This is a genomic window from Streptomyces sp. NPDC049813 (assembly GCF_044465085.1).
Lineage (GTDB): Bacteria > Actinomycetota > Actinomycetes > Streptomycetales > Streptomycetaceae > Streptomyces.
Genome location: NZ_JBITLI010000017.1, coordinates 132445 through 157890 on the forward strand (window position 1 = coordinate 132445; position 25446 = coordinate 157890).

24 protein-coding genes and 1 pseudogene are annotated in these 25446 nt (G+C 74.4%); 17 read left to right on the forward strand and 8 right to left on the reverse strand.

Annotation, left to right across the window (positions count from 1 at the left end; translation table 11 throughout):
- Positions 1-29 precede the first annotated feature (29 nt).
- The 3 genes from ACIBW6_RS29310 to ACIBW6_RS29320 all read left to right on the forward strand — a co-directional run bounded on the left by ACIBW6_RS29310 (position 30) and on the right by ACIBW6_RS29320 (position 3919).
- Positions 30-1205: a TIGR03364 family FAD-dependent oxidoreductase gene (locus ACIBW6_RS29310; protein ID WP_399064795.1), complete on the forward strand. Its 1176-nt coding sequence runs from the start codon at positions 30-32 to the stop codon at positions 1203-1205.
- Positions 1206-1558: 353 nt separating this feature from the next.
- Positions 1559-3400 carry an asparagine synthase (glutamine-hydrolyzing) gene (gene asnB / locus ACIBW6_RS29315; RefSeq protein ID WP_399064797.1) on the forward strand — a complete coding sequence of 614 codons (1842 nt, stop codon included), beginning with the start codon at positions 1559-1561 and terminating at the stop codon, positions 3398-3400.
- A 129-nt stretch (positions 3401-3529) separates the two neighbouring features.
- On the forward strand, positions 3530-3919 hold the full coding sequence (locus tag ACIBW6_RS29320) for a VOC family protein (protein WP_399064799.1): 390 nt from the start codon (positions 3530-3532) through the stop codon (positions 3917-3919).
- A gap of 59 nt (positions 3920-3978) precedes the next feature.
- Here the strand turns inward: ACIBW6_RS29320 and ACIBW6_RS29325 are convergent, their stop codons facing one another.
- The 3 genes and pseudogenes from ACIBW6_RS29325 to ACIBW6_RS29335 all read right to left on the reverse strand — a co-directional run bounded on the left by ACIBW6_RS29325 (position 3979) and on the right by ACIBW6_RS29335 (position 5983).
- The gene (locus tag ACIBW6_RS29325; RefSeq protein ID WP_399064801.1) at positions 3979-4215 is read right to left on the reverse strand and encodes a hypothetical protein; all 237 of its coding nucleotides are present in this window, start codon (positions 4213-4215) and stop codon (positions 3979-3981) included.
- A 71-nt stretch (positions 4216-4286) separates the two neighbouring features.
- A pseudogene (locus ACIBW6_RS29330) lies at positions 4287-5327 on the reverse strand (reductase); the annotation flags it as partial.
- A 113-nt stretch (positions 5328-5440) separates the two neighbouring features.
- A complete protein-coding gene (locus ACIBW6_RS29335; RefSeq protein WP_399064803.1) occupies positions 5441-5983 on the reverse strand; it encodes an SRPBCC family protein in 543 nt (180 codons plus the stop codon).
- Positions 5984-6228: 245 nt separating this feature from the next.
- Between ACIBW6_RS29335 and ACIBW6_RS29340 the strand changes: the two genes are divergently transcribed.
- The 6 genes from ACIBW6_RS29340 to ACIBW6_RS29365 all read left to right on the forward strand — a co-directional run bounded on the left by ACIBW6_RS29340 (position 6229) and on the right by ACIBW6_RS29365 (position 12388).
- Complete coding sequence (locus tag ACIBW6_RS29340; RefSeq protein ID WP_399064805.1) at positions 6229-7200, forward strand: glutathione S-transferase family protein; 972 nt, start codon at positions 6229-6231, stop codon at positions 7198-7200.
- Positions 7201-7236: 36 nt separating this feature from the next.
- The gene (locus ACIBW6_RS29345) at positions 7237-8394 is read left to right on the forward strand and encodes a dihydrofolate reductase family protein (protein WP_399064807.1); all 1158 of its coding nucleotides are present in this window, start codon (positions 7237-7239) and stop codon (positions 8392-8394) included.
- A gap of 125 nt (positions 8395-8519) precedes the next feature.
- Entirely contained in the window at positions 8520-9155 is a 636-nt protein-coding gene (locus ACIBW6_RS29350; RefSeq protein ID WP_399064809.1) for a TetR/AcrR family transcriptional regulator, read from the forward strand.
- Positions 9152-9586 carry a protein phosphatase gene (locus ACIBW6_RS29355; RefSeq protein ID WP_399064811.1) on the forward strand — a complete coding sequence of 145 codons (435 nt, stop codon included), beginning with the start codon at positions 9152-9154 and terminating at the stop codon, positions 9584-9586. Before ACIBW6_RS29350 ends, ACIBW6_RS29355 begins: the two co-directional genes overlap by 4 nt.
- A 135-nt stretch (positions 9587-9721) precedes the next feature.
- Positions 9722-11689 carry a tetracycline resistance ribosomal protection protein Otr(A) gene (otr(A), locus tag ACIBW6_RS29360; protein WP_399064813.1) on the forward strand — a complete coding sequence of 656 codons (1968 nt, stop codon included), beginning with the start codon at positions 9722-9724 and terminating at the stop codon, positions 11687-11689.
- Between the two features lie 54 nt (positions 11690-11743).
- On the forward strand, positions 11744-12388 hold the full coding sequence (locus ACIBW6_RS29365) for a DUF4230 domain-containing protein (protein ID WP_399064815.1): 645 nt from the start codon (positions 11744-11746) through the stop codon (positions 12386-12388).
- Positions 12389-12438: 50 nt separating this feature from the next.
- On the opposite strand, the gene ACIBW6_RS29370 is transcribed toward ACIBW6_RS29365, so the two are convergent.
- From ACIBW6_RS29370 to ACIBW6_RS29385, 4 genes are all read right to left on the reverse strand, one after another.
- Positions 12439-13314 (reverse strand): putative protein N(5)-glutamine methyltransferase, encoded by an 876-nt coding sequence (locus ACIBW6_RS29370; RefSeq protein WP_399064817.1) that lies wholly within the window; start codon positions 13312-13314, stop codon positions 12439-12441.
- Between the two features lie 202 nt (positions 13315-13516).
- Positions 13517-14800: an MFS transporter gene (locus ACIBW6_RS29375; protein WP_399064903.1), complete on the reverse strand. Its 1284-nt coding sequence runs from the start codon at positions 14798-14800 to the stop codon at positions 13517-13519.
- Positions 14801-15114: 314 nt separating this feature from the next.
- Positions 15115-15570 (reverse strand): MarR family winged helix-turn-helix transcriptional regulator, encoded by a 456-nt coding sequence (locus ACIBW6_RS29380; RefSeq protein ID WP_399064819.1) that lies wholly within the window; start codon positions 15568-15570, stop codon positions 15115-15117.
- 75 nt (positions 15571-15645) lie between these two features.
- Positions 15646-16272 (reverse strand): TetR/AcrR family transcriptional regulator, encoded by a 627-nt coding sequence (locus ACIBW6_RS29385; RefSeq protein WP_399064821.1) that lies wholly within the window; start codon positions 16270-16272, stop codon positions 15646-15648.
- A 149-nt stretch (positions 16273-16421) separates the two neighbouring features.
- Here ACIBW6_RS29385 and ACIBW6_RS29390 point away from each other — a divergent pair, with 149 nt between their 5' ends.
- Positions 16422-17876, forward strand: a complete 1455-nt coding sequence (locus ACIBW6_RS29390) for a cytochrome P450 (protein WP_399064822.1) — start codon at positions 16422-16424, stop codon at positions 17874-17876.
- Positions 17877-17913: 37 nt separating this feature from the next.
- Here ACIBW6_RS29390 and ACIBW6_RS29395 read toward each other — a convergent pair whose 3' ends face one another.
- On the reverse strand, positions 17914-18666 hold the full coding sequence (locus ACIBW6_RS29395) for an MgtC/SapB family protein (RefSeq protein WP_399064824.1): 753 nt from the start codon (positions 18664-18666) through the stop codon (positions 17914-17916).
- 111 nt (positions 18667-18777) lie between these two features.
- On the opposite strand from ACIBW6_RS29395, the gene ACIBW6_RS29400 reads away from it, so the two are divergent.
- The 7 genes from ACIBW6_RS29400 (at position 18778) to ACIBW6_RS29430 (ending at position 25428) form a co-directional block, all read left to right on the forward strand.
- Positions 18778-19035 carry a hypothetical protein gene (locus ACIBW6_RS29400; protein WP_399064826.1) on the forward strand — a complete coding sequence of 86 codons (258 nt, stop codon included), beginning with the start codon at positions 18778-18780 and terminating at the stop codon, positions 19033-19035.
- 122 nt (positions 19036-19157) lie between these two features.
- Positions 19158-20501 (forward strand): cytochrome P450, encoded by a 1344-nt coding sequence (locus ACIBW6_RS29405; protein WP_399064828.1) that lies wholly within the window; start codon positions 19158-19160, stop codon positions 20499-20501.
- Between the two features lie 10 nt (positions 20502-20511).
- A complete protein-coding gene (locus ACIBW6_RS29410; protein WP_399064830.1) occupies positions 20512-20868 on the forward strand; it encodes an arylamine N-acetyltransferase in 357 nt (118 codons plus the stop codon).
- 86 nt (positions 20869-20954) lie between these two features.
- Positions 20955-22097, forward strand: a complete 1143-nt coding sequence (locus tag ACIBW6_RS29415; protein ID WP_399064832.1) for a substrate-binding domain-containing protein — start codon at positions 20955-20957, stop codon at positions 22095-22097.
- A 103-nt stretch (positions 22098-22200) separates the two neighbouring features.
- The gene (locus tag ACIBW6_RS29420) at positions 22201-23553 is read left to right on the forward strand and encodes an ABC transporter substrate-binding protein (RefSeq protein WP_399064835.1); all 1353 of its coding nucleotides are present in this window, start codon (positions 22201-22203) and stop codon (positions 23551-23553) included.
- Between the two features lie 31 nt (positions 23554-23584).
- Complete coding sequence (locus ACIBW6_RS29425; RefSeq protein ID WP_399064838.1) at positions 23585-24568, forward strand: carbohydrate ABC transporter permease; 984 nt, start codon at positions 23585-23587, stop codon at positions 24566-24568.
- Entirely contained in the window at positions 24565-25428 is an 864-nt protein-coding gene (locus ACIBW6_RS29430; RefSeq protein ID WP_399064840.1) for a carbohydrate ABC transporter permease, read from the forward strand. Before ACIBW6_RS29425 ends, ACIBW6_RS29430 begins: the two co-directional genes overlap by 4 nt.
- Positions 25429-25446 lie beyond the last annotated feature (18 nt).

Below are 25446 nucleotides of genomic sequence, written 5' to 3' on the forward strand. Positions count from 1 at the left end.
GTCGATCTCCGCTCCGCAGTGTGGACGCCATGAGTCTCACCACCGCACCCCCCGCCCCCGTCACCCTGCCCCGCGGCCGCAGCGACCTCCTCGTGGTCGGCGCGGGCATCGTCGGCCTCGCGCACGCCGTGGAGGCGGTGCGGCGCGGGCTGAGCGTCACGGTGATCGAGCGGGACTGGCGGCCCGTCGGCGCGTCCGTCCGCAACTTCGGGCACTGCTGCGTCACCGCCCAGCGGGGCGAACTCCTCGACCTCGCCACCCGCTCGCGCGCGGGCTGGCTGGACGCGGCGGCGCGGGCCGGCCTGTGGGCGCCCGAGGCGGGCGCCCTCGTGGTGGCCCGCTCGGCGACCGAGCTGGCCGTCCTGGAGGAGCTGCGCACCGAGCGGGGCGCGGACGCGGTGCGCCTGCGCACGCGGGACCAGGTGGGAGACGCGCTCGGCCGCTCCGGCGAGGACCGCGGCGATCTCGCCGGGGGCGCGCTGCTCCCGGCCGACCTGCGGGTCGACCCGCGGCAGGCGGCGCCCCGGCTCGCCGCGTGGCTCGCGCAGCAGCCCGGCGCCACCGTCGTCTGGGGCACGAACGTGACCGGCGTCGAGACCGGCACCGTGCACACCAGCCGGGGCCCGGTCCACGGCGATCAGGTCCTGCTCTGCGTGGGGCACGACCTGGACCGGCTGTACCCGGCGGAGGCGGCGGCCCACGGGATCGAGCGCTGCCGGCTCTCGATGGCCCGCATCGAGGCACCGGCCGGGCTGCGGACCGACGCCGCGGTGCTGACCGCCACCTCGATGCTGCGCTACGACGCCTTCACGGCGACCCCGTCGGCCCCGGCGCTGCGCCGCGAGGTCCAGGGGCACAGCGCCGCGCTGCTCGACGTCGTGGCCAACGTGATGTTCACGCGGCTGCCCGACGGTTCGGTGCTCGTCGGCGACTCGCACGCCTACGACGTCACGGAGATCCCCTTCCAGGACGAGGCGGTGACGGCCCTCCTGCTGCGCGAGGCCGCGCGGGTGCTCGGCGTGGCCGGGGTCCGCGTGACCGAGCGCTGGCAGGGCGTCTACGCGAGCAGTCCGCGCGGGCCGCTGCTGGTCCGGGAGGTGGCGCGGGGCGTGCGGGCGCTGTCGGTGACGTCGGGGGTGGGCATGACGCTGTCGTTCGGCCTGGCCGCCGCGACGTTCGAGGGGCGGCTCCGCGTGACGGCGTGACGGCGTGCGGCCGCCCGGCCGGGGCCCCTCCGGGAGAGGATTGATCAAACCTTTGCCCTTGGCCGGATCGCACTGGTCGCCCGAGGCAACGGATCTCCATCCCCCGGCATGAGCAAGGGATTTGCGAAGGGGATCGTTCCGCTCACCGGCCCGCCGGGCGGCCGAAACTGCCCGGGTCGACCGGTTCGCGGCGTTACGGACACGTTGACCGGGCCCGCCGCCATGACACACGCTCGACATATAGATGCCGTGTACAACCGACTCGGCCCCGGGCTTCTCCGCGCCTGCCCCACCGCAGGTCAACGGGGTCGTTCCCGGCTGTCCACGGCGGCAAGGGAAGCAGGAGGAAGCGTATGTGTGGCATCACCGGCTGGGTCTCCTTCGACCGCGACCTGCGGGCCTCGGCCGACGCGTTGGACGCGATGACGCAGACCATGGAGTGCCGGGGTCCCGACGACCGCGGCACCTGGATCGAGGGTCCCGCGGCGCTCGGCCACCGCAGGCTCGCCATCATCGACCTGCCGGGCGGCAGGCAGCCCATGACCGCGACGACGCCGGGCGGCACCGTCGCCCTCGTCTACTCCGGCGAGACGTACAACTACACCGAACTGCGCGCCGAACTCGCCGCCCTCGGCCATGAGTTCCGCACCGACTCGGACACCGAGGTGGTGCTGCGCGGCTACCTCGAATGGGGCGAGGAGCTGCCCGGCCGACTCAACGGCATGTACGCGTTCGCCGTCTGGGACGGCCGCGTGGACAAGCTGCTGATGATCCGCGACCGGATGGGCATCAAGCCGTTCTACTTCTACCGGACGGCCGACGGCGTGCTGTTCGGCTCCGAGCCCAAGGCGATCCTCGCCAACCCGCTCGCCGCCTCCCGGGTCACGCTGGACGGGTTCCGCGAGTTGTTCACGTTCGTGAAGACTCCGGGGCACGCGGTGTGGGACGGGATGCACGAGGTCGAGCCGGGCACCGTGGTCACCGTCGACCGGTCCGGGCTGCGCAGCCGCGCGTACTGGACGCTGGAGACCCGGGCGCACACCGACGACCGGGACACCACCATCGCCACGGTGCGCGGCCTGCTCGACGACATCGTCCGGCGCCAGCTGGTCTCGGACGTGCCGCGCTGCACGCTGCTGTCGGGCGGTCTCGACTCCTCGGCGATGACGGCGCTGGCGGCCCGGCAGCTGGCGGAGCGCGGCGAGAGCGTGCGCAGCTTCGCGGTCGACTTCGTCGGCCAGGCCGAGAACTTCGTCGCGGACGAGCTGCGCGGCACCCCCGACACCCCGTTCGTGCACGACGTGGCGCGACTGGCCGGCACCGACCACCGCGACATCGTGCTCGACTCGCACGCGCTCGCCGACCCGGAGGTGCGGGCCCGGGTGATCCGCGCCCGCGACATCCCGGCCGGGTTCGGCGACATGGACGCCTCGCTGTACCTGCTCTTCCGCGCCATCCGCGAGCACTCCACGGTCGCGCTCTCCGGCGAGTCGGCGGACGAGGTGTTCGGCGGCTACCTGCAGTTCTTCGACGAGGAGGCCCGCAACGCCGACACGTTCCCGTGGCTCGTGCGGATGGGCCGCCACTTCGGTGACGACGCGGACGTGCTCCGGCCGGACCTGAGCAAGCGCCTCGATCTGGCGGGCTACGTCGCCGACAGCTACGCGAACGCGGTCAGCGGCATCCAGCGCCTCGACGGGGAGAGCGACTTCGAGTACCGGATGCGGCGCATCTGCCACCTGCACCTGACCCGGTTCGTGCGGGTGCTGCTCGACCGCAAGGACCGGGCGAGCATGGCGGTGGGCCTGGAGGTGCGGGTGCCGTTCTGCGACCACCGGCTGGTCGAGTACGTGTACAACACGCCCTGGGCGCTGAAGTCCTTCGACGGCCGGGAGAAGAGCCTGCTGCGCGAGGCGACCGCGGACGTCCTTCCGCAGTCGGTGTACGACCGGGTCAAGAGCCCCTACCCCTCGACGCAGGACCCGAAGTACGCCCTCGCGCTCCAGGACCACGCCAAGGACCTGCTCTCCCGGCCCTCGCACCGGGTCTTCGACCTGGTCGACCGCGACCGCGTGGCCCGCGCGGCGAACCGGGAGGCGCCGGGGACCGCCCAGTCCTCCCGGCGCGGCCTGGAACGCACGCTGGACCTGGCGCTGTGGCTCGACATGTACAACCCGGAACTCGTGCTGGACTGAGCCGGGACCGGCCGGACGCACTGGCGGACCCGCGCGCGGTGTGCCTACTATCCCCGGCAGCATCGCGTGCCGGTCACCGTCCGGGTGAGGCATGGAGGTGCCGGAGTTGCCCATCGGAGGCAATCCATCGTGTCCGTCCAGTTCAACCACACCATCGTGCCCGCCCGGGACAACCGGGAGTCCGCCGAGTTCCTCGCGCACGTCCTGGGGCTCACCGTCGGGGCCGCATGGGGTCCTTTCGTCGCGCTCGACCTCAGCAACGGCGTGACCCTGGACTTCGCGTCCGTCCCCGCCGCGTCCCTCGTCACCCAGCACTACGCCTTCCTCGTCAGCGAGGAGGAGTTCGACGGCATCTTCCGGCGCATCCAGGAGGCCGGTATCACGTACTACGCCGATCCGCACGGCAAGCAGCCGGGCGAGATCAACCGCAACGACGGCGGCCGTGGCGTGTACTTCATGGATCCGGCGAACCACGGCATGGAAGTCATCACCCGCCCCTACGGGGGCGGCGCGAACTGATCAGCCGGGCAGCGGGGCCGCGTCGGCGACGCGGCCCCGCTGCCGTGGCGTCGCCCGGTTCAGCCGGAGTTCCGGACGTGCAGGACGAAGCAGACCGTGCTGACGACGATCGCCGCGACGCCCAGCGCGCCCAGGGCCACGGCGGTGCGCCGCGCCGGACGGCAGACCGACTCCGCATCCTCCTCGCGGACCCCTCCCGAACAGGGAAGCGTCGCGAGGCCGTATGTCACTAGCCCGGCCGTGTCGAGCGTCAGGCCGAGTCCGAGCCACGTCACACCCGCGGACAAAAGGGACATAAACCGATTCTGCGTCCGGTCGGGCGATCCCGCTAGTGCAGCGGGGCTGGGCCGAACGGGGTAACGGGAGGTCAGCCGCCGTACACGTCCTCCACGTAGCGGCCGTCGGCGACGAGCCCGGCGAGCCAATCGGCGGCAGCGCCCTCCCGGGCGCCCGGGACGTGTGCGCGGTACAGATCGCGGAAGGCGGCCCGGACGCCGGGCGCCATCCTGGCCCCGTCCCCGCAGACGTACACGCGGGCGCCGGCCCCGAGCAACGCCCACAGTTCGCCGCTCTCGGCGGCGACCCGGTGCTGCACGAACGCGTGCCCGTCCACCGGGGCCTCGCTGAAGACCGGGCGCAGCGAGACCGCCCCGGCGGCGTCCGCGGCGCGCAGTTCCTCGGCGTGCAGCAGGTCCCGGTCCGGGTGGTCGCAGCCGAAGTAGAGGAGGGCGGGCGACAGGCGGGCGCCCGACGCCGCGTGGGCGAGGCGGTCGGCGATCGCGCCGCGGAAGGGCGCGAGGCCCGTGCCCGCCGCGATCATCACGACCGGCCCGGACGCGTCGCAAGGGATACGGAAGGCGTCGCGGCACGGCTGGATGCGGCCGAGCACGGTGTCGCCGGGCCGCAGCGCCGCCAGGTGGGTGGAGCCGGTGCCGCGGTAGCGGCCGCCGCCGCGGGCGGCGGGCGCGTCCAGGACCGACACCATCAGGTCCACGTGGCCGGGCCGGACGGCGGGGCTCGACGAGACGGAGTAGTGGCGCGGCCGCAACGGCGGCAGCACGTCGAGGAGTTGGGCCCAGGTGAGGGCGGAGCGCAGCGCCGGGTGGGCCTCGACCAGTTCGAGGAACGTGCGCGGGTCGTCCGCGGGCAGCGCCGCGAGCGCGGCGGCCTCGGGCGGGCACGGGTTCGCGGCGGCGAGCACGGCGACCTGCGCGGGCGTGGGCCGGTGCTGCACCTCGACGTGGTGCGTGAGCAGGTCGCGGACGGTCACGGGCCGGTCGACGGCGAGCGTGTCGCGGCGCGGCCGGGCGGCGCGGATGTCGAGCACCGTGTCGGGGTCGGCGCCGAGCGCGCGCGGGGCTCGCTCGACCAGGTCGGGTCCGTGCGCGGGGAGCACCGTCAGGTGGTCGCCGGCAGCTATCACCTGCGGCGCCTCGCGCGGCGGTGGGGCGCGGCGAACCGCACCGAACTCGTCGCCCGCGCCTACGCGTCGGGCGTCCTGGTGGCCGGGAGCTGGCCTCCTCAGCTCAGGTCGTCCAGGCCCGGCACGGGTGCGCCGGAGGGGAATCCGGCGGCGCGGTAGGCGTCGTACAGCTCCTTCCAGGGTGCGCGGGACCCGGCGTGCGCGCCGTCCGACGCGGCGCCGCGGTCGGCCGCGTCGAGGGCGCTGAGGCAGACGTCCCAGCCCGCGGCGGTGCGCGCCGCGGTGTCGGAGCGCTCCAGGACGTCGGTCAGGGTGAGCCGGGTGCCGCCGTCGGGCAGCGGTTCGAGGTCGAAGCGGAGTTCGTCGGCGCCCCAGCTGTAGGAGAGGTGGCGGGGGGCGTCGGCGGTGAGGACCGTGCCGGTGGCCTCGGCGGTGTCCGGGGCGTGCGGGTCGTCGTAGAAGCGGATCGGGGCTCCGGGGCTCAGCTCCCCGGCCTCGAAGGCGGACGGGAACCAGTGCCGCAGCTGGGCGGGGTCGGTCACGTACGCCCAGACGTGGTCGCGCGGGCGGGCGTAGGTGCGGGTGAGGCGGACGGCGGTGCGCCCGTCGTCCAGGGTGAGGTAGCTGCCGGTGAGGGCCATGCCGTGCGCCTTCCGCGTGCCGTGCGGTCGGCCGCCGCACGTCGGAACTCTTCCGGTTTCTGCCGAGCCTGGCACCAGTCGCGGGCGAGCGCCCGCTGCGGGGTGCCGGGCACCGCGTGCGCGGACGGGCTCCGCGTTCGTAGCCGAGTCGCGTTCGCGGACGGGCTCCACGTTCGTAGAAGGGCTCCGCGGGGGAAGGCTCGACAGCGAAGCCCGCACCGGGACCCGGCACCGGAGGTTGATCCGTGAACGGCAACGACTCGCTCGGCAAGAAGGCCTTCAAACGGTCCCGCAGCCACTTCGCGGACCGGATCACGGCCGACGGCCACGACGGCTGGCCCGTGGAGGCGGGCCGCTACCGGCTCGTCGTCAGCCTGGCCTGCCCGTGGGCGAGCCGGGCGCTGGTGGTGCGGCGGCTGCTCGGCCTGGAGGAGGCGCTGCCGCTGGCGGTGACCGACCCGATCCAGGACGACCGCAGCTGGCGGTTCACGCTGGACCCGGACGGCCGGGACCCGGTCCTCGGCATCCGCTATCTCAGTGAGGCCTACGACGCACGGGAGAAGGACTATCCGGGGGGTGTCAGCGTGCCCGCGATCGTCGACGTCCCGTCCGGACAGCTCGTCACCAACGACTACCAGCAGCTCACGCTCGACCTGAGCACGCAGTGGACGGCCCTGCACCGGGACGGCGCGCCCGACCTGTATCCGGGGCCGCTGCGCGCGGAGATCGACGCGGTGATGGAGGACGTGTACCAGGACCTGAACAACGGCGTGTACCGGGCGGGCTTCGCGCCGGAGCAGAGCACGTACGACGAGGCGTACGAGGCGGTGTTCGGCCGGATGGACGCGCTCTCCGAGCGGCTCGCCGGGCAGCGCTACCTGGTCGGCGACACGATCACCGAGGCGGACGTCCGGCTGTTCACGACGCTGGTCCGGTTCGACGCGGTGTACCACGGCCACTTCAAGTGCAACCGCAACAAACTGACCGAGGACCCGATCCTGTGGGCGTACGCGCGGGACCTGTTCCAGACCCCCGGGTTCGGTGACACCGTCGACTTCGACCACATCAAACGCCACTACTACCAGGTGCACACCGGCATCAACCCGACCGCGATCGTGCCGCGGGGGCCGGAGCTCTCGGGGTGGCGGACGCCGCACGGCCGGGAGCGGCTCGGCGGACGCCCCTTCGGTGACGGGACGCCGCCGGCGCCTCGGTAGGGTCGGGGCGTACGCCCCACCGGTCACGGAGTCGCCATGTCCCGCCCTTACGTGCTGCTGTCCGCCGCCGTCTCGCTCGACGGCTGCCTCGACGACACCGGGCCGCGGCGGCTGCTGCTGTCCGGTCCCGAGGACTTCGACCAGGTCGACGCGGAGCGCGCGGCGAGCGACGCGATCCTCGTCGGGGCGGGGACGCTGCGCGCGGACCGGCCGCGGCTGCTGGTCGGCTCCGCGCGGCGGCGGGCGGAGCGGGCCGCGGCCGGACGCCCCGAGTTCCCGCTGAAGGTGGCGGTCAGCGGGGGCGGCGACCTGGACGGGGCGGACCCGTTCTGGACGACCGGCGGCGAGCGGCTGCTCTACACGACGGACGAGGGCGCGCGGCTCGCTCGCGCCCGGCTCGGCGGCGCCGCCGGCGTGGTGGCGCTCGGCCCGGCCGTGGCGTGGGCGGCGCTCCTGGACGACCTCGGGGCGCGGGGGGTGCGCCGGCTGATGGTCGAGGGCGGCGCGCGCGTGCACACGCAACTGCTCCAGCTGGGTCTCGCGGACGAACTGCGGCTCGCCGTCGCGCCGTTGGTGGTCGGCGAGGCGGACGCGCCCCGGCTGTTCGGGCCCGGCGCGTACCCGGGCGGCCCGCGCGGCCGGATGCGGGTCCTGGGCACCGGGCGGGTGGGCGACGTGATCGTGACGCGGTACGCGCCGACCGCGCCGGGCACCGACGCGGCGGCCACGGCGGCGGACCGGCACTGGCTGCGGACCGCCTGCGAACTGGCGGAGCGGTGCCCGCCGTCCGAGACCGCGTTCAGTGTCGGCGCGGTGATCGTCGCGGCCGACGGGGCGGAGCTCGCCCGGGGTCACTCCCGGGAGGCGGGCGACCCGGTCGTGCATGCCGAGGAGGCGGCGCTCGCCAAGCTGCCGGCCGGCGAACCGCGTCTGGCGGGCGCGACCGTCTACAGCAGCCTGGAGCCGTGCGCGCGGCGCGCGTCGCGGCCGAAGCCGTGCGCGCGGCTGATCGTGGACGCGGGCGTGCGCCGGGTGGTGACGGCCTGGCGGGAGCCGGACACATTCGTGCCGGGCGCCGACGGGATCGGGGTGCTGGCCGGGGCGGGCGTCGTCGTCGCGGAGGTGCCGGAGCTGGCCGTGGCGGCGGTGCGCCCCAACCGGCACCTGGTCCCGGCCGGTACCGGCGGGGCGTGAGGCCGGGCCCGGCCGGTACCGGCGGGGCGTGAGGCCGGTCCCGGCGCGGACGCGGCTCCGCCTGCCGGTGCAGCCCTCCTGACGGCCCTGGCCGGGTCTATACAGATCGGTCTACCCTGGAGCGCATGCGTACGAAGCCGACCACCGCCGCGCCGGCCCCGCCCCCGCCGGCCGTCGATCCGGACCGTCCCGATCTGACCCCGGGGGGCCGCCGCGTCCTGGCGACCGCCTCACGGCTGTTCTACGAGCGCGGCATCCACGCCGTGGGGGTGGATCTGATCGCGGCCGAGGCGGGCGTCACGAAGAAGACGCTCTACGACCGGTTCGGGTCCAAGGAGCGGATCGTCGTCGAGTACCTGCTCACGCGGGACGCACGCTGGCGGGCCTTCCTCGCCGCCCACCACGACCCGGCGGCGCTCTCCCCGGTGGAGCGGGTCCTCGCGGTCTTCGACGCCTCCCAGGAGTGGGCGGCGGCCCACAGCGACAAGGGCTGCTGCATGGTGAACGCGCACGCCGAGATCAGCGACCCGGCCCACCCCGCGTACGCGGTGATCAGCGGGCAGAAGCAGTGGATGCTGGAGCTGTTCACGCGGCTCGCCGCGGACGTGGCGCCGGACCCGGCACGGGAGGTCGGCCGCTCCCTGATGCTGCTGCACGAGGGCGCGCTCGTCTCGGCCGGGCTCGACGTGTTCCCGGACGCGTTCGGACGGGCCCGCCGGCTCGCCGGGTTCCTGCTCGCCGCCGCACGGGACACGCGATGAGCTGGCAGCCGGACGGGCCGGGCGTGCTGCGGCTGCCCTCCGGCCGGCTCGTGCGCGGGCGCGGGCTGCGCGCCCCGCGGCCGCCGGGGCCCGCGGCGACCTACGCCGTCCACCTCCTCGGCCGCCGTCCGCGGGCCGCCGGCCCGGAGGTGACCTGGCTGCGCTGGCCGGACTTCCGGCTCCCGTCCGACCCCGGACGGGCCGGGGCCGTGCTGCTCGACGCCTGGCACCGGGCCGCCGGGGAGCGGGTGGAGGTGGCGTGCGGCGGCGGACGCGGCCGGACCGGGACGGCGCTGGCCTGTCTCGCCGTCCTGGACGGGGTGCCCGCCGCGGACGCCGTCGCCTTCGTCCGCCGCCACTACGACCGGCACGCCGTGGAGACGCCGTGGCAGAGGCGGTTCGTGGAGCGCTTCCCGGGCCGCGGAAAATGAGTTGCGCCCGGCGGTGACCTGCTGGGCACCATGGCCGGGACACGTCCTCGCCGGTTCAGGAGACCCGCATGCGCCGATTCCTCGAAGCAGTTCAGCGACCCCGCCGGACCCCCGCTCTCGAGGACTCGACCTTCCATGCAGACCCCGCAGGCCCGCACGACCCTGAACATCGGCATTCTCGCCCACGTCGACGCCGGTAAGACCAGCCTCACCGAGCGGCTCCTGTTCGACACGGGCGCCATCGGCCGGCTCGGCAGCGTCGACGGCGGGGACACCCGCACCGACACCGGCGCGATCGAGCGGCAGCGCGGCATCACGATCCGCTCGGCCGTCGCCGCGTTCACCGTGGGCGACACCCAGATCAACCTCATCGACACCCCGGGCCACAGCGACTTCGTCGCCGAGGTCGAGCGGGCCCTCGACGTGCTCGACGGGGCCGTGTTGCTGATCTCCGCGGTGGAGGGCGTGCAGGCGCAGACGCGCGTGCTGCTCAAGACGCTGCGGCGGCTCGGCCTGCCCACGCTCGTCTTCGTCAACAAGATCGACCGCGCGGGCGCGCGGACCGCCGGGCTCCTCGACGACGTGCGCCGCCGCCTCACCCCGCACGTGGTGGCGCTCACCGACGTGCGGGACGCCGGCACCCCGGACGCCACCGTCGCCGCCCGCGGCCTCGACGACCCGGCGGTGCGCGCCGAGGCCGCCCTCGCGCTGGCGGAGGTCGACGAGACGATGCTGGCCGCCCTGGTCGACGGGGTGGCGCCGGACGCCGCTGCGGTCCGCGCCGCGCTGGCCGCGCGGACCGGGGAGGGCACCATGCACCCCGTCCTGTTCGGCTCGGCCATCGGCGGCCAGGGGGTACCCCAACTGATCGACGCCGTACGGACGTTCCTGCCGGGCACCACTGCGCCGGCGCCCGGGACCCAGGGCGCCGCGGCACCGCCGTCCGGCACCGTCTTCGCGGTCCGGCGCGGCCCCGCGGGCGAACGGATCGGCAGCGTACGGCTCTACGAAGGCACGGTGCGGGCCCGGCAGAAGGTGACGTTCCTGCGGCGCGACGCGGAAGGCGGCACCGAGCGGATCACCGGACGGCTCACCGGCGTCCACGTCATCGGCGCGGGCGCCGGGGTCGGCGGTGGCCCCTCCGGAGCCGACGGGGACACCGCGGGGCCGGGCCAGATCGCCGAGGTGCGCAGCACGGCGGCGCTGCGCGTGGGCGACCGGTTCGGCGCACCGCGGGACGCACGGGCCCGGTTCGCCCCGCCGACCCTGCAGACGCTGGCCCGGGCCGTCCGCCCCGGACAGGGCGGCGCCCTGCGTGCCGCCCTGCTCGACCTGGCCGACCAGGACCCGCTGCTGCACGCCCGCCCCGAGGCCGACGGCTCCACCTCGTTGCTGCTCTACGGCGAGGTGCAGAAGGAGGTCCTCGGGGCCACGCTGGCACAGGAGTTCGGTATCGCGGCGGCCTTCGAGCCGAGCCGCGTCCGCTGCGTGGAGCGGCCCGCGGGCACGGGGACCGCGGTCGAGGAGATGGGCCGGCGCAGCACGACCGGGCTGCCCGCCACCGTGGGGGTGCGCGTCGAGCCGGGGCCGCCCGGCAGCGGCCACGTCTTCGCGTACGAGACCGAACTGGGCGCCCTGCCCCGGGCTTTCCACCAGGCCGTCGAGGAGACCGTGTATGCCACGCTGGCCCGGGGCGGGCCTCACGGCTGGCCGGTGACGGACTGTCAGGTCACCATGGTCCGCTCGGGGTTCGACTCCCCGGTGAGCGTCGCGGGTGATTTCCGGAGCGTGACGGCACTCGTGACGCGCCAGGCGCTGGAGCGTGCCGGGACGGTGGTGTACGAGCCGCTGCACACCTTCGAGGCGGAGGTGCCGCTGGACGCGCTGTCTGCCGTCACCGGGCAACTCGCCTCTCTCGGAGCCGATTTCGGGACGGCTTCGGGCGGCCGGGAGACGTGGGTGATCACCGGCCGGCTGACGGCCCGCAGGGTGCCGGACATGGAGCGGGCGCTGCCGGGGCTCACGCGCGGCGAGGGGGTGTGGTGGTCCCGCGTGACGGGTGACCGCCCGGTCCGCGGTTCTGGGACGCGGGCTCAGGCGTGATCGGCCGATACGGTGGAACTAGGCCTCCAAGGGACGGACCAAGGAGGTTCCGACATGACGTCGAGAGCTGTACCGCTGCCCCGGTGGGCAAAGCTCGTGGGTGTGCTGGTCGTGGTGCTGGCGCTGGTCTTCACCGGGTTGCGCCTGATGAACCGGCTGGGCGACGTGTTCGGCACCGAGACGACGGACCGGTCGGGCCCCGCGCTGCTCAAGTCGGTGCGGGACCTGAGCCGTTACCAGGCCGCGTCCGGCAACTTCCAGGTCGTGGTGGACCTGGAGAAGGACACCAAGTACCTGCCGGACGCGGTGCGCGGGACCCGGACCCTGTACATCGGGGCCGGCACCGTGGACGCGTACGTGGACCTCGGGCAGGTCGGCTCCGGGGACGTGCGGGTCAACGACGCCCGGACGTCGGCCACGCTGAGGCTGCCGCACGCCCGGCTGGGCAGCCCCTCGCTCGACACCGACCGCTCCTACGCCGTGTCCAAGCAGCGGGGCCTGCTCGACCGGCTCGGCGACCTGTTCTCGGACAACCCGAACGACGAGCGGGCCGTCCGCAAGCTCGCCGCGCGGCACATCGGTGAGGCCGCGAAGGACAGCGGCCTCACCGGCCGCGCCGAGCGCAACACGACCGACATGCTGCGGGGGCTGCTGACGTCCCTGGGGTTCAAGGACGTCAAGGTGACCTACGAGGCGTGAGCCGCCCGGCTCTTCCGGGGTCCGGCGCAGGGCCCGGCTCGGGGCCGGACTCAGGGGCGCGCGGCGATGAGCACCGTGGCGTGGAGGTCGTCGTCCCGCGCCACCCGCGGCCGCAGGCCCGCCGCCCGGACGGCCGCCTGCGCGGCGGCGGCCTGGTGGTCGCCGGTCTCCACGAACAGCAGGCCGCCGGGCGCGAGCCAGTGCGGCGCCCCGGCGGCCACCCGGCGCAGCACGTCGAGGCCGTCGGCGCCGCCGTCCAGGGCCATGCGCCGCTCGTGGTCGCGGGCCTCGGGCGGCAGCAGCGGCACGTCACCGGTGGGGACGTAGGGGCCGTTGGCGACCAGGATGTCGACCCGGCCCGCGAGGGCGGCGGGGAGCGGGTCGTACAGATCGCCTTCGTGGACCTCGCCGCCGAGCGGGGAGAGGGTGCGCCGGGCGCAGCGCACGGCGGCCGGGTCCAGGTCCGCCGCGTGCAGCAGCGCCGGGCGCCGCTCCGCGAGGACGGCGGCGACGGCGCCGCTGCCGCAGCACAGGTCGACGACGACCGCGTCCGGCGGCGTCAGCGCGCGGGCCTGCCGGGCCAGGAACTCGGTGCGGCGGCGCGGCACGAAGACGCCGGGGTCGACGGCGACGCGCAGTCCGCAGAACTCGGCCCAGCCCACGACGTGTTCGAGCGGCAGTCCGGCGGCGCGGCGCGCGACCACCGTGGTCAGTTCGGCCGGGTCGCGGGCGCTGGCGAGCAGGACACGTGCCTCGTCCTCGGCGAAGACGCAGCCGGCCCGGCGCAGGGCCGGAACGACCCACGCGGGCCCGTCCTCCGGCGGGACGGCGGGGCCGGACGGCGAAGAGGGCGCGGAGGGCGACGGCGGGGATGACGGGGCCGGCGGAAGGGACGCAGGGGACGCCGGTGGCGGGGGAACTGTCATGACGGATGTATGACCTCTCGGGAAGCCGAAGGGGCTCCCGGGCGCCGGACCGGCACCACCGCGCTCAGCGGGCGCGGACGGTCCGTACGGCAGGAGAAGGGAGCTCCCGACCTGACACAGCGGTGATCGGACTCACCTCCTCGGTTCCTCGTGGCGCTGTTGGGCCCGGTCACACTACCGCACCGGAGTGTGCCGAGGGCCGCTACCGCCCGGCGCGGTGCAGGGCGCGGTCGGTCAGGGTGACGAGCACGAGCAGGACGCCGAGGACGGCGGAGGCGCCCGCCATCAGGTGCAGGCCGCCGTCGTCGGCGCGCTGTCCGTAGGCGAGGGCGATCAGGCTGGAGGCGGTGATGGCGCCGATGTACTGCGCCGTGCGCTGGAGGCCGGCGGCGGCGCCGATGTCGGCGGCGGGCGCGTACTCCTGGACCGCGGCCTGGTTGCTGGTGCCGATGAGCCCCTGCGGGATGCCGAAGCAGGCGCCCGCGAGGAGCAGGACCACCAGCGGGGTGTGTCCGGAGACGACGGTGAGCAGGCAGGCGCCCGCGGTCAGCAGGACGCAGGCGACGGTGAGCGGGGCCCGGATGCCCTTCGTGCGGGCGCCGAGCAGGGAGCAGACCAGGGCGGCCACGGACATCGGGAGCATCAGCAGGCCGGTGTGCCCGGACGAGTAGCCGCGCCCCTCCTCCAGCCATTGGGTGTAGCCGTACATGACGCAGTAGATGAGCAGGTAGCTCAGGCCGTGGCGGAGGTAGGTGCGGGCCAGCGGGCCGTTCCCGGCGAGCATCCGTACGTCGATGAACGGGGTCCGGCAGCGCAGTTGCCAGCCCAGCAGCCCCGCGGTGAGGACGGCGAAGGGGGCGAGCAGCCACCACTGGGGGTGGGCCAGGTCGAGGAGGAAGAAGACCAGCACGGTCAGGGCGGTGGAGAACAGCCCGATGCCGAGGGGGTCGAGGGCGAGCCGCGGCGCCGGAGCGCCCTTGGCGGAGCCCGGCAGATCGGCGGGGATCCAGAGGAGCGTGCAGACGAACGCGACGGCGGCGACGGGCACGTTCACCGCGAAGATGCCGCGCCAGCCGACGAGGGTGACGAGCAGCCCGCCGAGGGTGGGGCCGACGGCGGCGCTGCCGAGCGCGGCGAAGGAGAGCCGCGCCATGACAGGCCGCGGTGGCCGGCGTCCCACCCGGCGCCCCTCGTCGCGCAGGACGGCCATCGCGGCGGGGTAGGCCGCGGAGGTGCCGATGCCGAGCAGCAGCCGGGAGACGATGAGCCAGCCGAACCCGGGGGCGAGGGTGCCGACGACGCCCGAGGCGCAGACGACGACCAGTCCCGCGAGGAAGACGCGGCGCGGTCCGAGGGCGTCGGCCAGCTTGCCGAGCACGGGCTGGGCGACGGCGCTGGCGAGGTAGAGGACGGAGATCAGCCAGGCCGTGTCGGCGGCGCCGATCCCGAAGTCGTGCCCGATGGCCACCAGGGCGGTGGAGATCATCGTGGTGTTGAGCGGGTTCAGGAGCGAGCCGAGCAGCAGCGGGGCGGTGAGCCGGGCGGCGAATCCGGCGGAGCCGGGGGCGGCTTCGGGTGCGGCCGGGGCCCCGGGCGGGCCCTGCTCGGGGCCGACGGCGATCCCGGCGGGGCCGCGGGTGCGGTCGGGTGCGGCAGACGCCCCGGGTGTCCCGGCCGCGGGGTGCTCGGCCGCGCTACGTGCGGCGGCGGTGTCGTCGGCGGCGCGGGGCGCGGGGAGCCCAGGGACGGGTTCGCGGGCGGCGGGGATATGTGCGGCGGCGGTCTCGCTCGCCTCACCGCTCACTTCTGCACCAGCCGCTCCAGGAGCAGCGTCGCCTCGGCCAGCACCCCGCGCTCGGTCTCGTCGAGTTCGTCGGTGAGGGCCTGGGTGAGCCAGCCGTGCTTGGCCGCGCGGACCGCGGCGAGCGTGGCGCGGCCCTCGTCGGTGATCGACATGACGGACTGGCGCCCGTCGTTCGGGTCGGGCGAGCGCGTCACGAAACCCTGCTCCTCCAGGGCGCCGATCGTCAGCCGCATGGACTGGGGCCGGACGTACTCCGAGCGGGCCAGCGCCGCGGTGGTGGCGGGCCCCTCGGTGTCGAGCCGGGCCAGGACCGTGCGCTGGGTCGGCGTGAGGAGGCTGTCCGGCGACGCGGTGCGCAGCCGGCGCGAGAGCCGGCCGACGACGGTCGCGAGATCGGCGGCGATCCGCTCGGTGGGCGGCTCCGCGGCCGCGGGTCCCTGCGTTCCTGACATGCGTCCACCGTACGAGATAGACAGGAAGCCTTGCAAGTTTTCCTTGCAATCGCCCGCCCCGGACGGCGAGGCTTCTCAGACCTCCAGCGCCCCCAGCAGCGCCCGCGCACACAGATCCCGCACCTCGGCGCGGGTCAGCCGCGGCTCGTCGAGCCAGTCGAGGCAGACGGCGACGAGGAAGGCGAGCCAGCCGCGCACGGCCAGCCGGAGCACGGCCGGGGCGGGCAGGCGCCCCTCCAGCCGGGGGTCGGCGGCGAGCGCGGCCCGGATCTGCTCCTCGTGGGCGGCGAGCCCCTCCCGGTACACGGCGCGCACGACCGGGTCGCCCGCCGCCTCCGCGCGGTGGAAGGCGCGGAAACCCTGCGCGTGCGTGGCGACGTACTCCAGGAAGGTGTCGAGACCCGTGCCGAGCTGCTCGCGCACCGGCAGGCCGGGGACGGCCGCGGTCAGCCGCAGCATGCGGGCGCTCTCCCGGCGGACGACCGCGGCGAAGAAGTCCCGCTTGGTCGGGAAGTAGTGGTACAGCAGACCGCGGGAGACCCCGGCGATCTCGGCGACCTGTTCGATCCAGACGTCGTCGTACGGGTCCTGCGCGAACAGCCGGGCCCCGACGGAGAGCAGTTGTTCGCGCCGCTCCTCGGTGCTCAGCCTGCGCCGGGTCCGCTCCCCCGAGGCCCGCGCTCCCCCTTGCTGTGCGCTCATGCGGGCACCTTACTGGACGCCTAGGCGCTTACTTGACGTCGATTCAACAACGGACCACACTGTGGCGCATTATTGAATCCACGTCCAACAGTGCGACGAGGTGGGGAGCCGGGCTCAACCCGCGGGTCGCGCAAGGGGAGATGGGCACCATGGCGCAGGTGACGCAGACGGCGGACGGCGTACTGCCGCGGGGGTTCCGCAGCGCCGAGCAGGGCTGGACCCGGCTGGAGCGGATCCCGCACCCGCCGCGCCGGGTGCCGCTGCTCGGTGACGTGCTCGGCGCGAACGTGCGCACGCCCCTCCAGGACTCCATGCGGATGGCGGCGGAGCTGGGGCCGATCTTCCGGCGCAAGGCGTTCGGCAAGGAGATCGTCTTCGTGGCGGGCGCGCAGCTGGCCGCGGAGCTCGCGGACGAGTCGCGCTTCGCCAAGCACGTCGGGCTGGGCGTCGCGAACCTGCGGCCGGTCGCCGGCGACGGCCTGTTCACCGCCTACAACCACGAGCCCAACTGGCAGCTGGCGCACACCATCCTGGCCCCGGGCTTCAGCCGCGACGCCATGGCGGGCTACCACCCGCTGATGCTGGACGTGGCGGGGCAGCTGATGGCCGCGTGGGACGCGAGCGAGGCCGCCGGGCGGAGCGTGGACGTGCCCGGGGACATGACGAAGCTGACGCTGGAGACGATCGCGCGGACCGGGTTCGGGCACGACTTCGGCTCGTTCGAGCGGGACCTCGACGCGCAGGGGCCGCACCCGTTCGTGACGGCGATGGTGGGCGCCCTCTCCTTCGCCCAGCGGCGCAATGTGGTGCCGCCGCTGCTCTCGTCCCTGCTGCGCGGCGCCGAGCGGCGCAACGCCGCCGACCGCGCGTACCTCAACCGCACGGTCGACGAGGTGATCGCCGCGCGCCGCGCCGCGGGCGGCGGGCCCGGCGACCTGCTCGACCGGATGCTGGACGTGGCGCACCCGGAGACCGGCGAGCGGCTGACGCCGGAGAACATCCGGCGTCAGGTGATCACGTTCCTTGTCGCCGGGCACGAGACGACGTCGGGCGCTCTCTCGTTCGCGCTGCACTACCTGGCGCAGGACCGTGCGGTGCTCGCGAAGGCGCAGGAGGAGGTCGATCGGGTCTGGGGCGACGCGCCGGTCCCGGCCTACGAGCAGGTCGCCAAATTGCGTTACCTGCGGCGGGTCCTCGACGAGTCGCTGCGGCTGTGGCCGACGGCCCCGGCGTTCGCCCGCGAGGCCGTCGCCGACACGACGCTGGGCGGGCGGCACCCCATGCGGCGCGGCGCCTGGGCGCTGGTCCTGACCACCATGCTGCACCGGGAACCGGCGGCGTGGGGCCCGGACCCGGAGGCCTTCGACCCCGAGCGGTTCACGCCCCAGGCGGTACGGGGGCGGCCCGCGCACGTGTTCAAGCCGTTCGGCACGGGTGCGCGGGCCTGTATCGGCCGTCAGTTCGCCCTGCACGAGGCGACGTTGGTGCTGGGGCTGCTGCTGCGCCGCTACGACCTGCACGCGGAGCCCGGATACCGACTGCGCGTCACGGAACGGCTGACCCTGATGCCGCGGGACCTGCGCCTGCGCCTGACGCGCCGCTGAGCCGGGGCAGCCGGCGAAAGGGGCCGGCGGGCCGGGGCTACTCGTCCCCGGCCGACCCCATCGACGCCACGTCGAGCACCCCGTCGAGCTCGGCCAGGACGGCGACCAGCTCGGGCACGGCGGCCGCGCCCTCGATCTCCATCCGGACGGCCATCGTGCCCGGGCGGTCCGGCCCCTCGTCCCAGCCGGAGCGGTCGGCGCGGTCGGTGCGCAGTTCCACGACGCGGAAGCCGCGGCTCGTGCACTCCTCCAGGACGCGGGTCAGGACGCTGCTGCCGACCCGGTAGGCGAGGTGCAGGCCCGAGCGCCGCTCGGTGGCCAGGGCGGGAACCCGCCGGGTCAGGTACGGGTAGCCCCGGACGACCAGGAAGTGGCAGGCGGTCGCGGCGAGGGCGAGCAGGGGCAGACCGCCGCCGCAGGCCATCCCTATGGCGCAGGTCAGCCAGACGGTCGCGGCCGTGGTGAGGCCGCGGACGGCGTCCCTGCGGACGAAGATGAGCCCGCCGCCGATGAACCCGATCCCGGAGACGACCTGCGCGGCGACCCGGGACGGGTCGAACGACACGCCCTCCAGGGCGAGCACGGAGTTGAAGCCGTGCTGCGAGACCTCCATGAACAGGGCGCTGCCCACGCCGACGAGCGTGTGGGTGCGCAGGCCCGCACTCTTCTGCTGGACGGCGCGCTCGGCGCCGATCAGGGTGGACAGGACCAGCGCGAGCCCCAACTCGGCCAGCTGGCGGGCCCCTTGGCCCGCCGCGGGATCGAACAGGGGAACTGCGAGCGACACCACCGGCTGCCCCCTCCTTTCCGTGCGCGCCCCGGCGGGGGCACCGGGGCTCCCACGAGGCTAGCCCCGCCCCATTGGAGACGGATTGTCAGACCCGTGCGCAAGAGTGGGAACATGAACGGCAACCAGTACGGCAACCAGTTCGGCCGGCGGACGCAGCAGCACGAGGTGGCCGCGGCACAGGCCTGTCTGCGGCTGCTGCACACGGCGCGCGCCGCGCTCTCCGGCACCGAACCGCCCGCGACCGCGTCGGTGCTCGCGGGGCCTCTCGCGGAGGCCGACGAGGCGCTGCGCCGGGCGGGCCTGACGGGCAACGAGGAATGGCTGTTGGAGCGGATCTACGACCTGGGCCTCGAGTCGCAGGCGCCGTAGGATCCGGGGGTCGTCGCGTTCCGGGGTACGTAGACGGGCCGAGCCGGGCCGGGCTGGGCCGGGCACTCCCCCGCGCTCGTCCGCGCTTGTCCGCGCTCGTCCCCGACCCGTCAGGAGCCGTCATGCCGCCCTCCGCCGACGCCCAGGACCCCGCAGGCGCCCCCACCGACGACACGCAGGGCCCTCGCACCGGCGCCCCCGGCGGCACCGGCCCACTCCCCGACCCCTCCGCCGCCGGGGCCCACCGCCTCGATCCCGCCGGCGGCTGTCCGCACGCGCGCGATGCCCGGTTGCGGGAGCGCGGCGCGGTCGCCCCGGTCGTGCTCCCGGGCGGCGTGCCGGGGATGCTCGTCCTCGGTCATGACGCGCTGCGTGACTTCCTCGCCCACCCCGATGTCGCCAAGGACGCCCGGCACTTCACGGCGCTGGCCGAGGGCCGGATACCGCCGGGCTGGCCGCTGCGCACCTTCGCGACGGTGCGCGGCATGACCACGGCCGACGGCGACGACCACCGGCGGCTGCGCTCGCTGGTGAGCCGGGCGTTCACGGCCCGGCGGGTGGCGGCGCTGCGCCCGCGCGTGGAGGCGCTCGTCGAGGAACTGCTCGACGCCGTCGCCCGGGAGGCGGCCGTGGACGGCGTGGTCGAGCTGCGGTCCCGCTTCGCGCTGCCGCTGCCGATGCGGGCCATCTGCGAACTGTTCGGCGTGGACGAGGAGTTCCGGGGCCGCCTGCACCATCTGTCGAGCCAGGTCGTCTCCACCGGCACGACCCCGCAGGAGGCCCTCGCCGCCGACCGGGAGATGGTGGAGGTGCTCGCCCGGGTCGCGGCGGCGCGGGCCGCGGCGCCCGGCGACGACCTCACCAGTGCCCTGATCGCGGCGCGCGCGGAGGACGGCGACCGGCTGAGCCAGGAGGAGCTGATCGGCACGCTGATCCTCTTCGTCGTCGCCGGGCACGAGACGACGCTGAACCTGATCACGAACGCGGTGCGGGCACTGTGCGGGCACCCCGAGCAGCTGGCCCTGGTCCGGGCCGGGCGGGCTACGTGGGCGGACGTCGTGGAGGAGACGCTGCGCTGGGACAGCCCGGTCAGCTGCTTCCCGTTCCGCTACCCGACCCGGGACCTCACGGTGGAGGGCACCGTGATCCCGCGCGGCACCCCCGTGCTCGCCGGGTACTCGGCAGCGGGTCGCGATCCGGCCGCCCACGGCCCGGACGCCGACCGCTTCGACCTCGGCCGCCCGGCGGGCGTCCGGCACCTCTCGCTCGGGCACGGCGCGCACTACTGTCTCGGGGCGCCGCTGGCCCGCCTCGAAGCGACGGTCGCCCTGGAGCGGCTGTTCACCCGGTTCCCGCGGCTCGCCCTGGCCGTGCCGGAGGAGGAGCTCGCGGCGCACGCCGGTTTCGTCGGCAACAGCGTCCGGCGGCTGCCGGTGCGGCCGGGCCCCGACACGCGGGAACGGTGAGACCGTCCCCATGGCTGACCTGGACCGCGCCCCGCACCGACGGCTACCTGGCCCGCATCGGCACCGCCCGCCCGGCCGCGCCGACCGCCCGGCCGCGCCCACCGCGGACGCGCTGCGGGACTTCGAGGCGGGCGCCTGGTACCACCGGACCTCGCCCGCCTCGCACTTCACGCGGTCCCTGGTCTGTTCGCTGCTGACCGAGGGCGGCCGGATCACCCTCAGCGGTCATACGCTCACCACGACGACCGGCGCCGAGCGCACCCGCACCGAGCTGCCCACGGACGCCGCGGCGCTGCGCGCCTACGACCAGTACTTCGGCATCGTCCTCGACCGCCTCCCGCCGCGACCGGACGGCGCCGGAGTCTGACCCGGCCCCGCGCCCGCTGGTTATGCTGCGCCCGAACCGTTCAACGAACCGCTCAAACGAACAGCGGGTGTGAGGGGGCCATCAGCATGCGCGAACCGGTCGATCTCCGGCGGCAGCGGATACTCGCGGTCGTGCGGTCGCGCGGCGCGACCCGGGTCAGCGAGCTCGCCGCGGAGCTGGCGGTCTCGGTGGTGACCGTCCGCCGCGACGTGGAGGAGCTGGCCCGCGAGGGCAGGCTGCGCCGCGGGCACGGGGTGGCCCGCCCCGTGCTGCCGGAGACCGAGCGGGCCACGCCGCCGGTCGCGCCGCCCGCGGCGGACGGCGGCCCGGTCGCCCTCGTCGTGCCCGAGCGGCACGCCTACCTGTACGAGACGCTGCACGGGGCCCGCACCGCCTTCGAGGAGGCGGGCGTCCGGATCGCGCTGCACATCGCGCCGACCGCGCCGGGCGCCGAACAGCCCATCGTGGAGCGGGCACTGGCGGAGGGCGCGCGCGGACTGCTGATCGCGCCGCGCTGGCGCAGCCGCGCCACGGAGGAGGCGGACTACGCGTGGCTGGCGCGCCTGGCGGTGCCCGCCGTCGTGATGGAGCGCAGGCCCCGGCGCGGCAGCGCGCTGCACGCCCTGGACACCGTCTGTACGGACCACTGGTACGGCATCCACCTCGCCGTCGAGCACCTGACCGGGCTCGGCCACCGGCGCATCGTGCTCGCCGCGCGCGACGACAGCCCGACGGCGCGCGCCCTGCGTGCGGCGTTCACCGAGATCGCGGCGGACCACCCGCGGGTCGACGCGTGGGCGCTCGCGCTCAGCTCGCCCGGCGCCGCGCCCGACCCGGAGGCGGAGAGCGCGGAGCAGGGCATCGAACTGCCGTCGCTGCTGCGGGAGGTGGGCGCGACGGCGGCGGTGCTCCACGGCGACGTGGACGCGTTGATGCTGGTGCAGTCGCTGCGGGACAGCGGCGTGCGCGTCCCGGAGGACTGTTCGGCGGTCGCCTACGACGATGTGGTGGCGGCGCTCGGCAGCACGCCGCTGACCGCCGTGTCGCCCCCGAAGGCGGACGTCGGCCGGGCCGCCGCCGAGCTGCTGCTGCGCCGGCTCGGCGAGCGGGCGGCCGGGACGGCGAGCCCGGTGCGGCGCCTGGAGTTGCTGCCCGAGCTGAAGGTCCGCGGCTCCACGCAGGCGCCGGGCGGCGCCGCGGTGGCCGGGCTCACCACCCCCACCGAGTGAGCGTTTGACCGTTTGATTTTCCTCTGATCGATCTATTGACCCGGTCCGCTCAGCCGATCAGTATTCCCGTGACTCGAACACGCAGGAGCCGCGGGAGGCGCCCATGCCTGGTCGACAGAGCCGTCGATCCATGCTCGCCGCGATCACCGCGCTGCCGCTGACGGGCGCCCTCGGCGCCTGCAGCGGAACCGACAGCGCGTCATCCGGGAGCAGCAGCACGTCCGGTACCACGAGCACCAGAGCCACCACGACCATCACGTTCTGGTCCGCGCTGCGCGGCAGCCAGGAAGTGGTGGACGCGTTCAACGCGAGCCACGACCACATCAAGGTCGTCTTCGAGCAGATCCCCTCCGGTCCGGCCGGCGGATACCTGAAGCTCAGCAACGCGGCCCGGGCGGGCAACGCCCCGGACGTCGCCACGCTCGAGTATCCGCAGGTCCCCGGCTTCGCCATCGACGGGGTCGCCCGCGACATCACGGACATGATCAGCGACCGGCTCCGGGCCAAGCTGCTGCCGCAGGCCCTCGGCCTGACGACGTTCGAGAAGCGCACCTACAGCGTGCCGCTGGACGTCGAGCCGATGGTGCTGCACTACCGCAAGGACCTGTTCGACCGGTACGGCTTCGAGCCGCCCGCCACCTGGGACGCGTACGCGGAGCTGGCCCGGGCCGTGCGCCGCACCGGCGGCAAGCGGCGGGTGACCGTCTTCTCCACGGACATGGGCCAGTTCTCCGGGTGGTGCTGGCAGGCGGGCGCCCAGTGGTTCGACACGTCGAAGGGGGCGTGGAACGTCTCGCTCGCCGACGCTCCCACCCGGCGGGTCGCCCGGTACTGGCAGCGGCTCATCGACGACGACCTCGTCTACGTCAACTCGCCCAACAGCCGCGCCAACGACGCGCAGAACGCGAACGGGCTGATCCTCACCCGGCACAGCGGGGCCTGGGACGCGGGCGCGCAGATGAACGCCCACCCCGAGATGAAGGGCGAGTGGCGCATCGCCCCGCAGCCCCAGTGGGACCCGGAACGGCCCTCCCTCGGCACGAACGGCGGCTCCACCTTCGCCATCACCCGGGACAGCAAACACCCCGAGGCGGCGATGGAGTTCATCGAGTGGCAGGTCTCCAGCCCGGACGCGCTCAAGGCCCGCCTCTCCAGCGGCGCCAGCAGCCAGTACCCGGCCGCGACCGAGCTGATCGAGGTGGGGCGGGCCGCGTTCGACCGCTCGTACTACGGCGGGCAGGACATCTACTCGCTGTTCGAGCAGGAGGCCCGGAAGATCGGCGACGGCTGGGTCTGGGGGCCGCGGATGACCGCCACCGGCCAGGTCATGCAGGATGCCTTCGCCCGCGCGGCGGCGGGCTCGGGAACGCTCGAGTCCTCGATGCGCGCCGCCCAGGACGGCACGATGCCCGACCTCAAGGCGCTCGGCCTCACGACCACCCAGCACACCACGTGAACGCCCGCACCCCGAAAGGCAGGTGACTCCCATGACCACGACGGCACAGGCCCCCGCGGCGGCGGCCGCGCCCCCGCGGACGGCGGACGGGACCCGGCGCAAGGCGCAGCGTGCGGCCGGACGCCGGAGGGGCGGCGCCGCGGGCGTCCTGATGGCCCCGTTCTTCGCCCTGCTCACGCTCGTCTTCCTCATCCCGGTCGGCAGGGCGGTGTGGCTGAGCTTCTTCAGCGACGACCAGCCCGGCCTCGGGTTCGGCCCCGAGCACCGGGTCTTCGTCGGCCTGCGCTCGTACACCTCCGTGCTCACGGACCCGTCCTTCCTGTCCGGGCTCGGCACGGTCGCCCTGTACTGCCTCATCTACATCCCGCTGATGACCATCGGCTCGCTCGCGCTCGCGCTGCTGCTCGACTCGGGCGTGGTGCGGCTGCGCTCCTGGGCCCAGCTGGGCCTGTTCCTGCCGCACGCCGTGCCCGGCATCATCGGCGCTCTGATCTGGCTCTACCTGTACACGCCGGGCATCAGCCCGATCATCGAGGTGCTCGGCAAGGCCGACATCACCGTCGACTTCCTCGGCCTGCACACCACGCTCCCGTCGATCGTGAACATCGCGCTGTGGAGCAACCTCGGCTACAACATGGTCGTCTTCTACGCGGCCTTGCAGGCGGTCCCCCGCGAGGTCCTGGAGGCCTGTGTGGTCGACGGCGCGGGCCCGGTGCGCACCGCGCTCCAGGTGAAGGCGCCGCTGGTGCGCTCCTCCGTCGTGATGGTCGCGATGTTCACGCTGATCTGGGCGCTGCAACTGTTCACCGAACCCGCGCTGCTGCACCAGTCCTCGCAGATGATCGGCGCCCGCTTCTCCCCCAGCATGTACATCTACGACGCGGCGTTCAGCCGGAACAACTACTCGCTGGCGGCCGCCGCCTCGGTGATCCTGCTGATCATCACCATCGCCGTCTCCTACGGCGTGACCCGCTGGACCAACCGCGTCAACCCGGCCGAGGAGAACGCCCGATGAGTGCCACGGACTCCACTGTGCTGCGGCCCCGGCTGCTCGGCCGGGCGACCGTCAACGTCGTCGTCGCGATCTCCGTCCTCTATACCCTGCTGCCGGCCCTGTGGCTGGTGCTCGCGGCGACGAAGTCCCGCGACGGTCTCTTCAGCAGCAGCATCCTGTCCTTCGGTGACTTCTCCCTGGTGCAGAACGTCAAGGACCTGTTCGCGATGGACGGCGGCCTGTACAGCCGCTGGTACGGCAACAGCCTGCTGTACGCGGTGCTGGGCGCGGCGCTCGGCGCGATGATCAGCGTCGCCTGCGGGTACGCCTTCGACAAGTACCACTTCCGGCACAAGGAGAAGCTGTTCGGCCTGGTGCTGGCGGCGGTGATGGTGCCGCAGACGGTCCTGGCGCTGCCGCTCTATCTGATCGCGTCCGCGACCGGGGTGGTGAACACCTTCTGGTCGGTGTTCGTCCCGGTCCTGTTCAACCCGTTCGGGGTCTACCTGGGCCGGATCTTCGCGCAGGGCTACGTCCCCGACGAGGTCCTGGAGGCGGCGCGCGTCGACGGCGCGGGCGAGCTGACGACGTACGTCCGGGTCTCGCTGCGCATGCTCGGCCCCGGCCTCGTCACCGTCTTCCTCTTCCAGCTGACCACGATCTGGAACAACTTCTTCCTGCCGATGGTCATGCTGTCCAACCAGAACCTGTACCCGGTCAGCCTGGGCCTGTTCCAGTGGAACAGCCAGGCGACCGTCTCTCCCGAGTACTACCCGGTGGTGATCATGGGCTCGCTCCTCGCGGTGCTCCCCCTCGTCCTCGCGTTCGTCTTCCTCCAGCGGTTCTGGCGCTCCGGCCTGACGGCGGGGGCGGTCAAGTGACCCTGCCCCGCGTGGCGC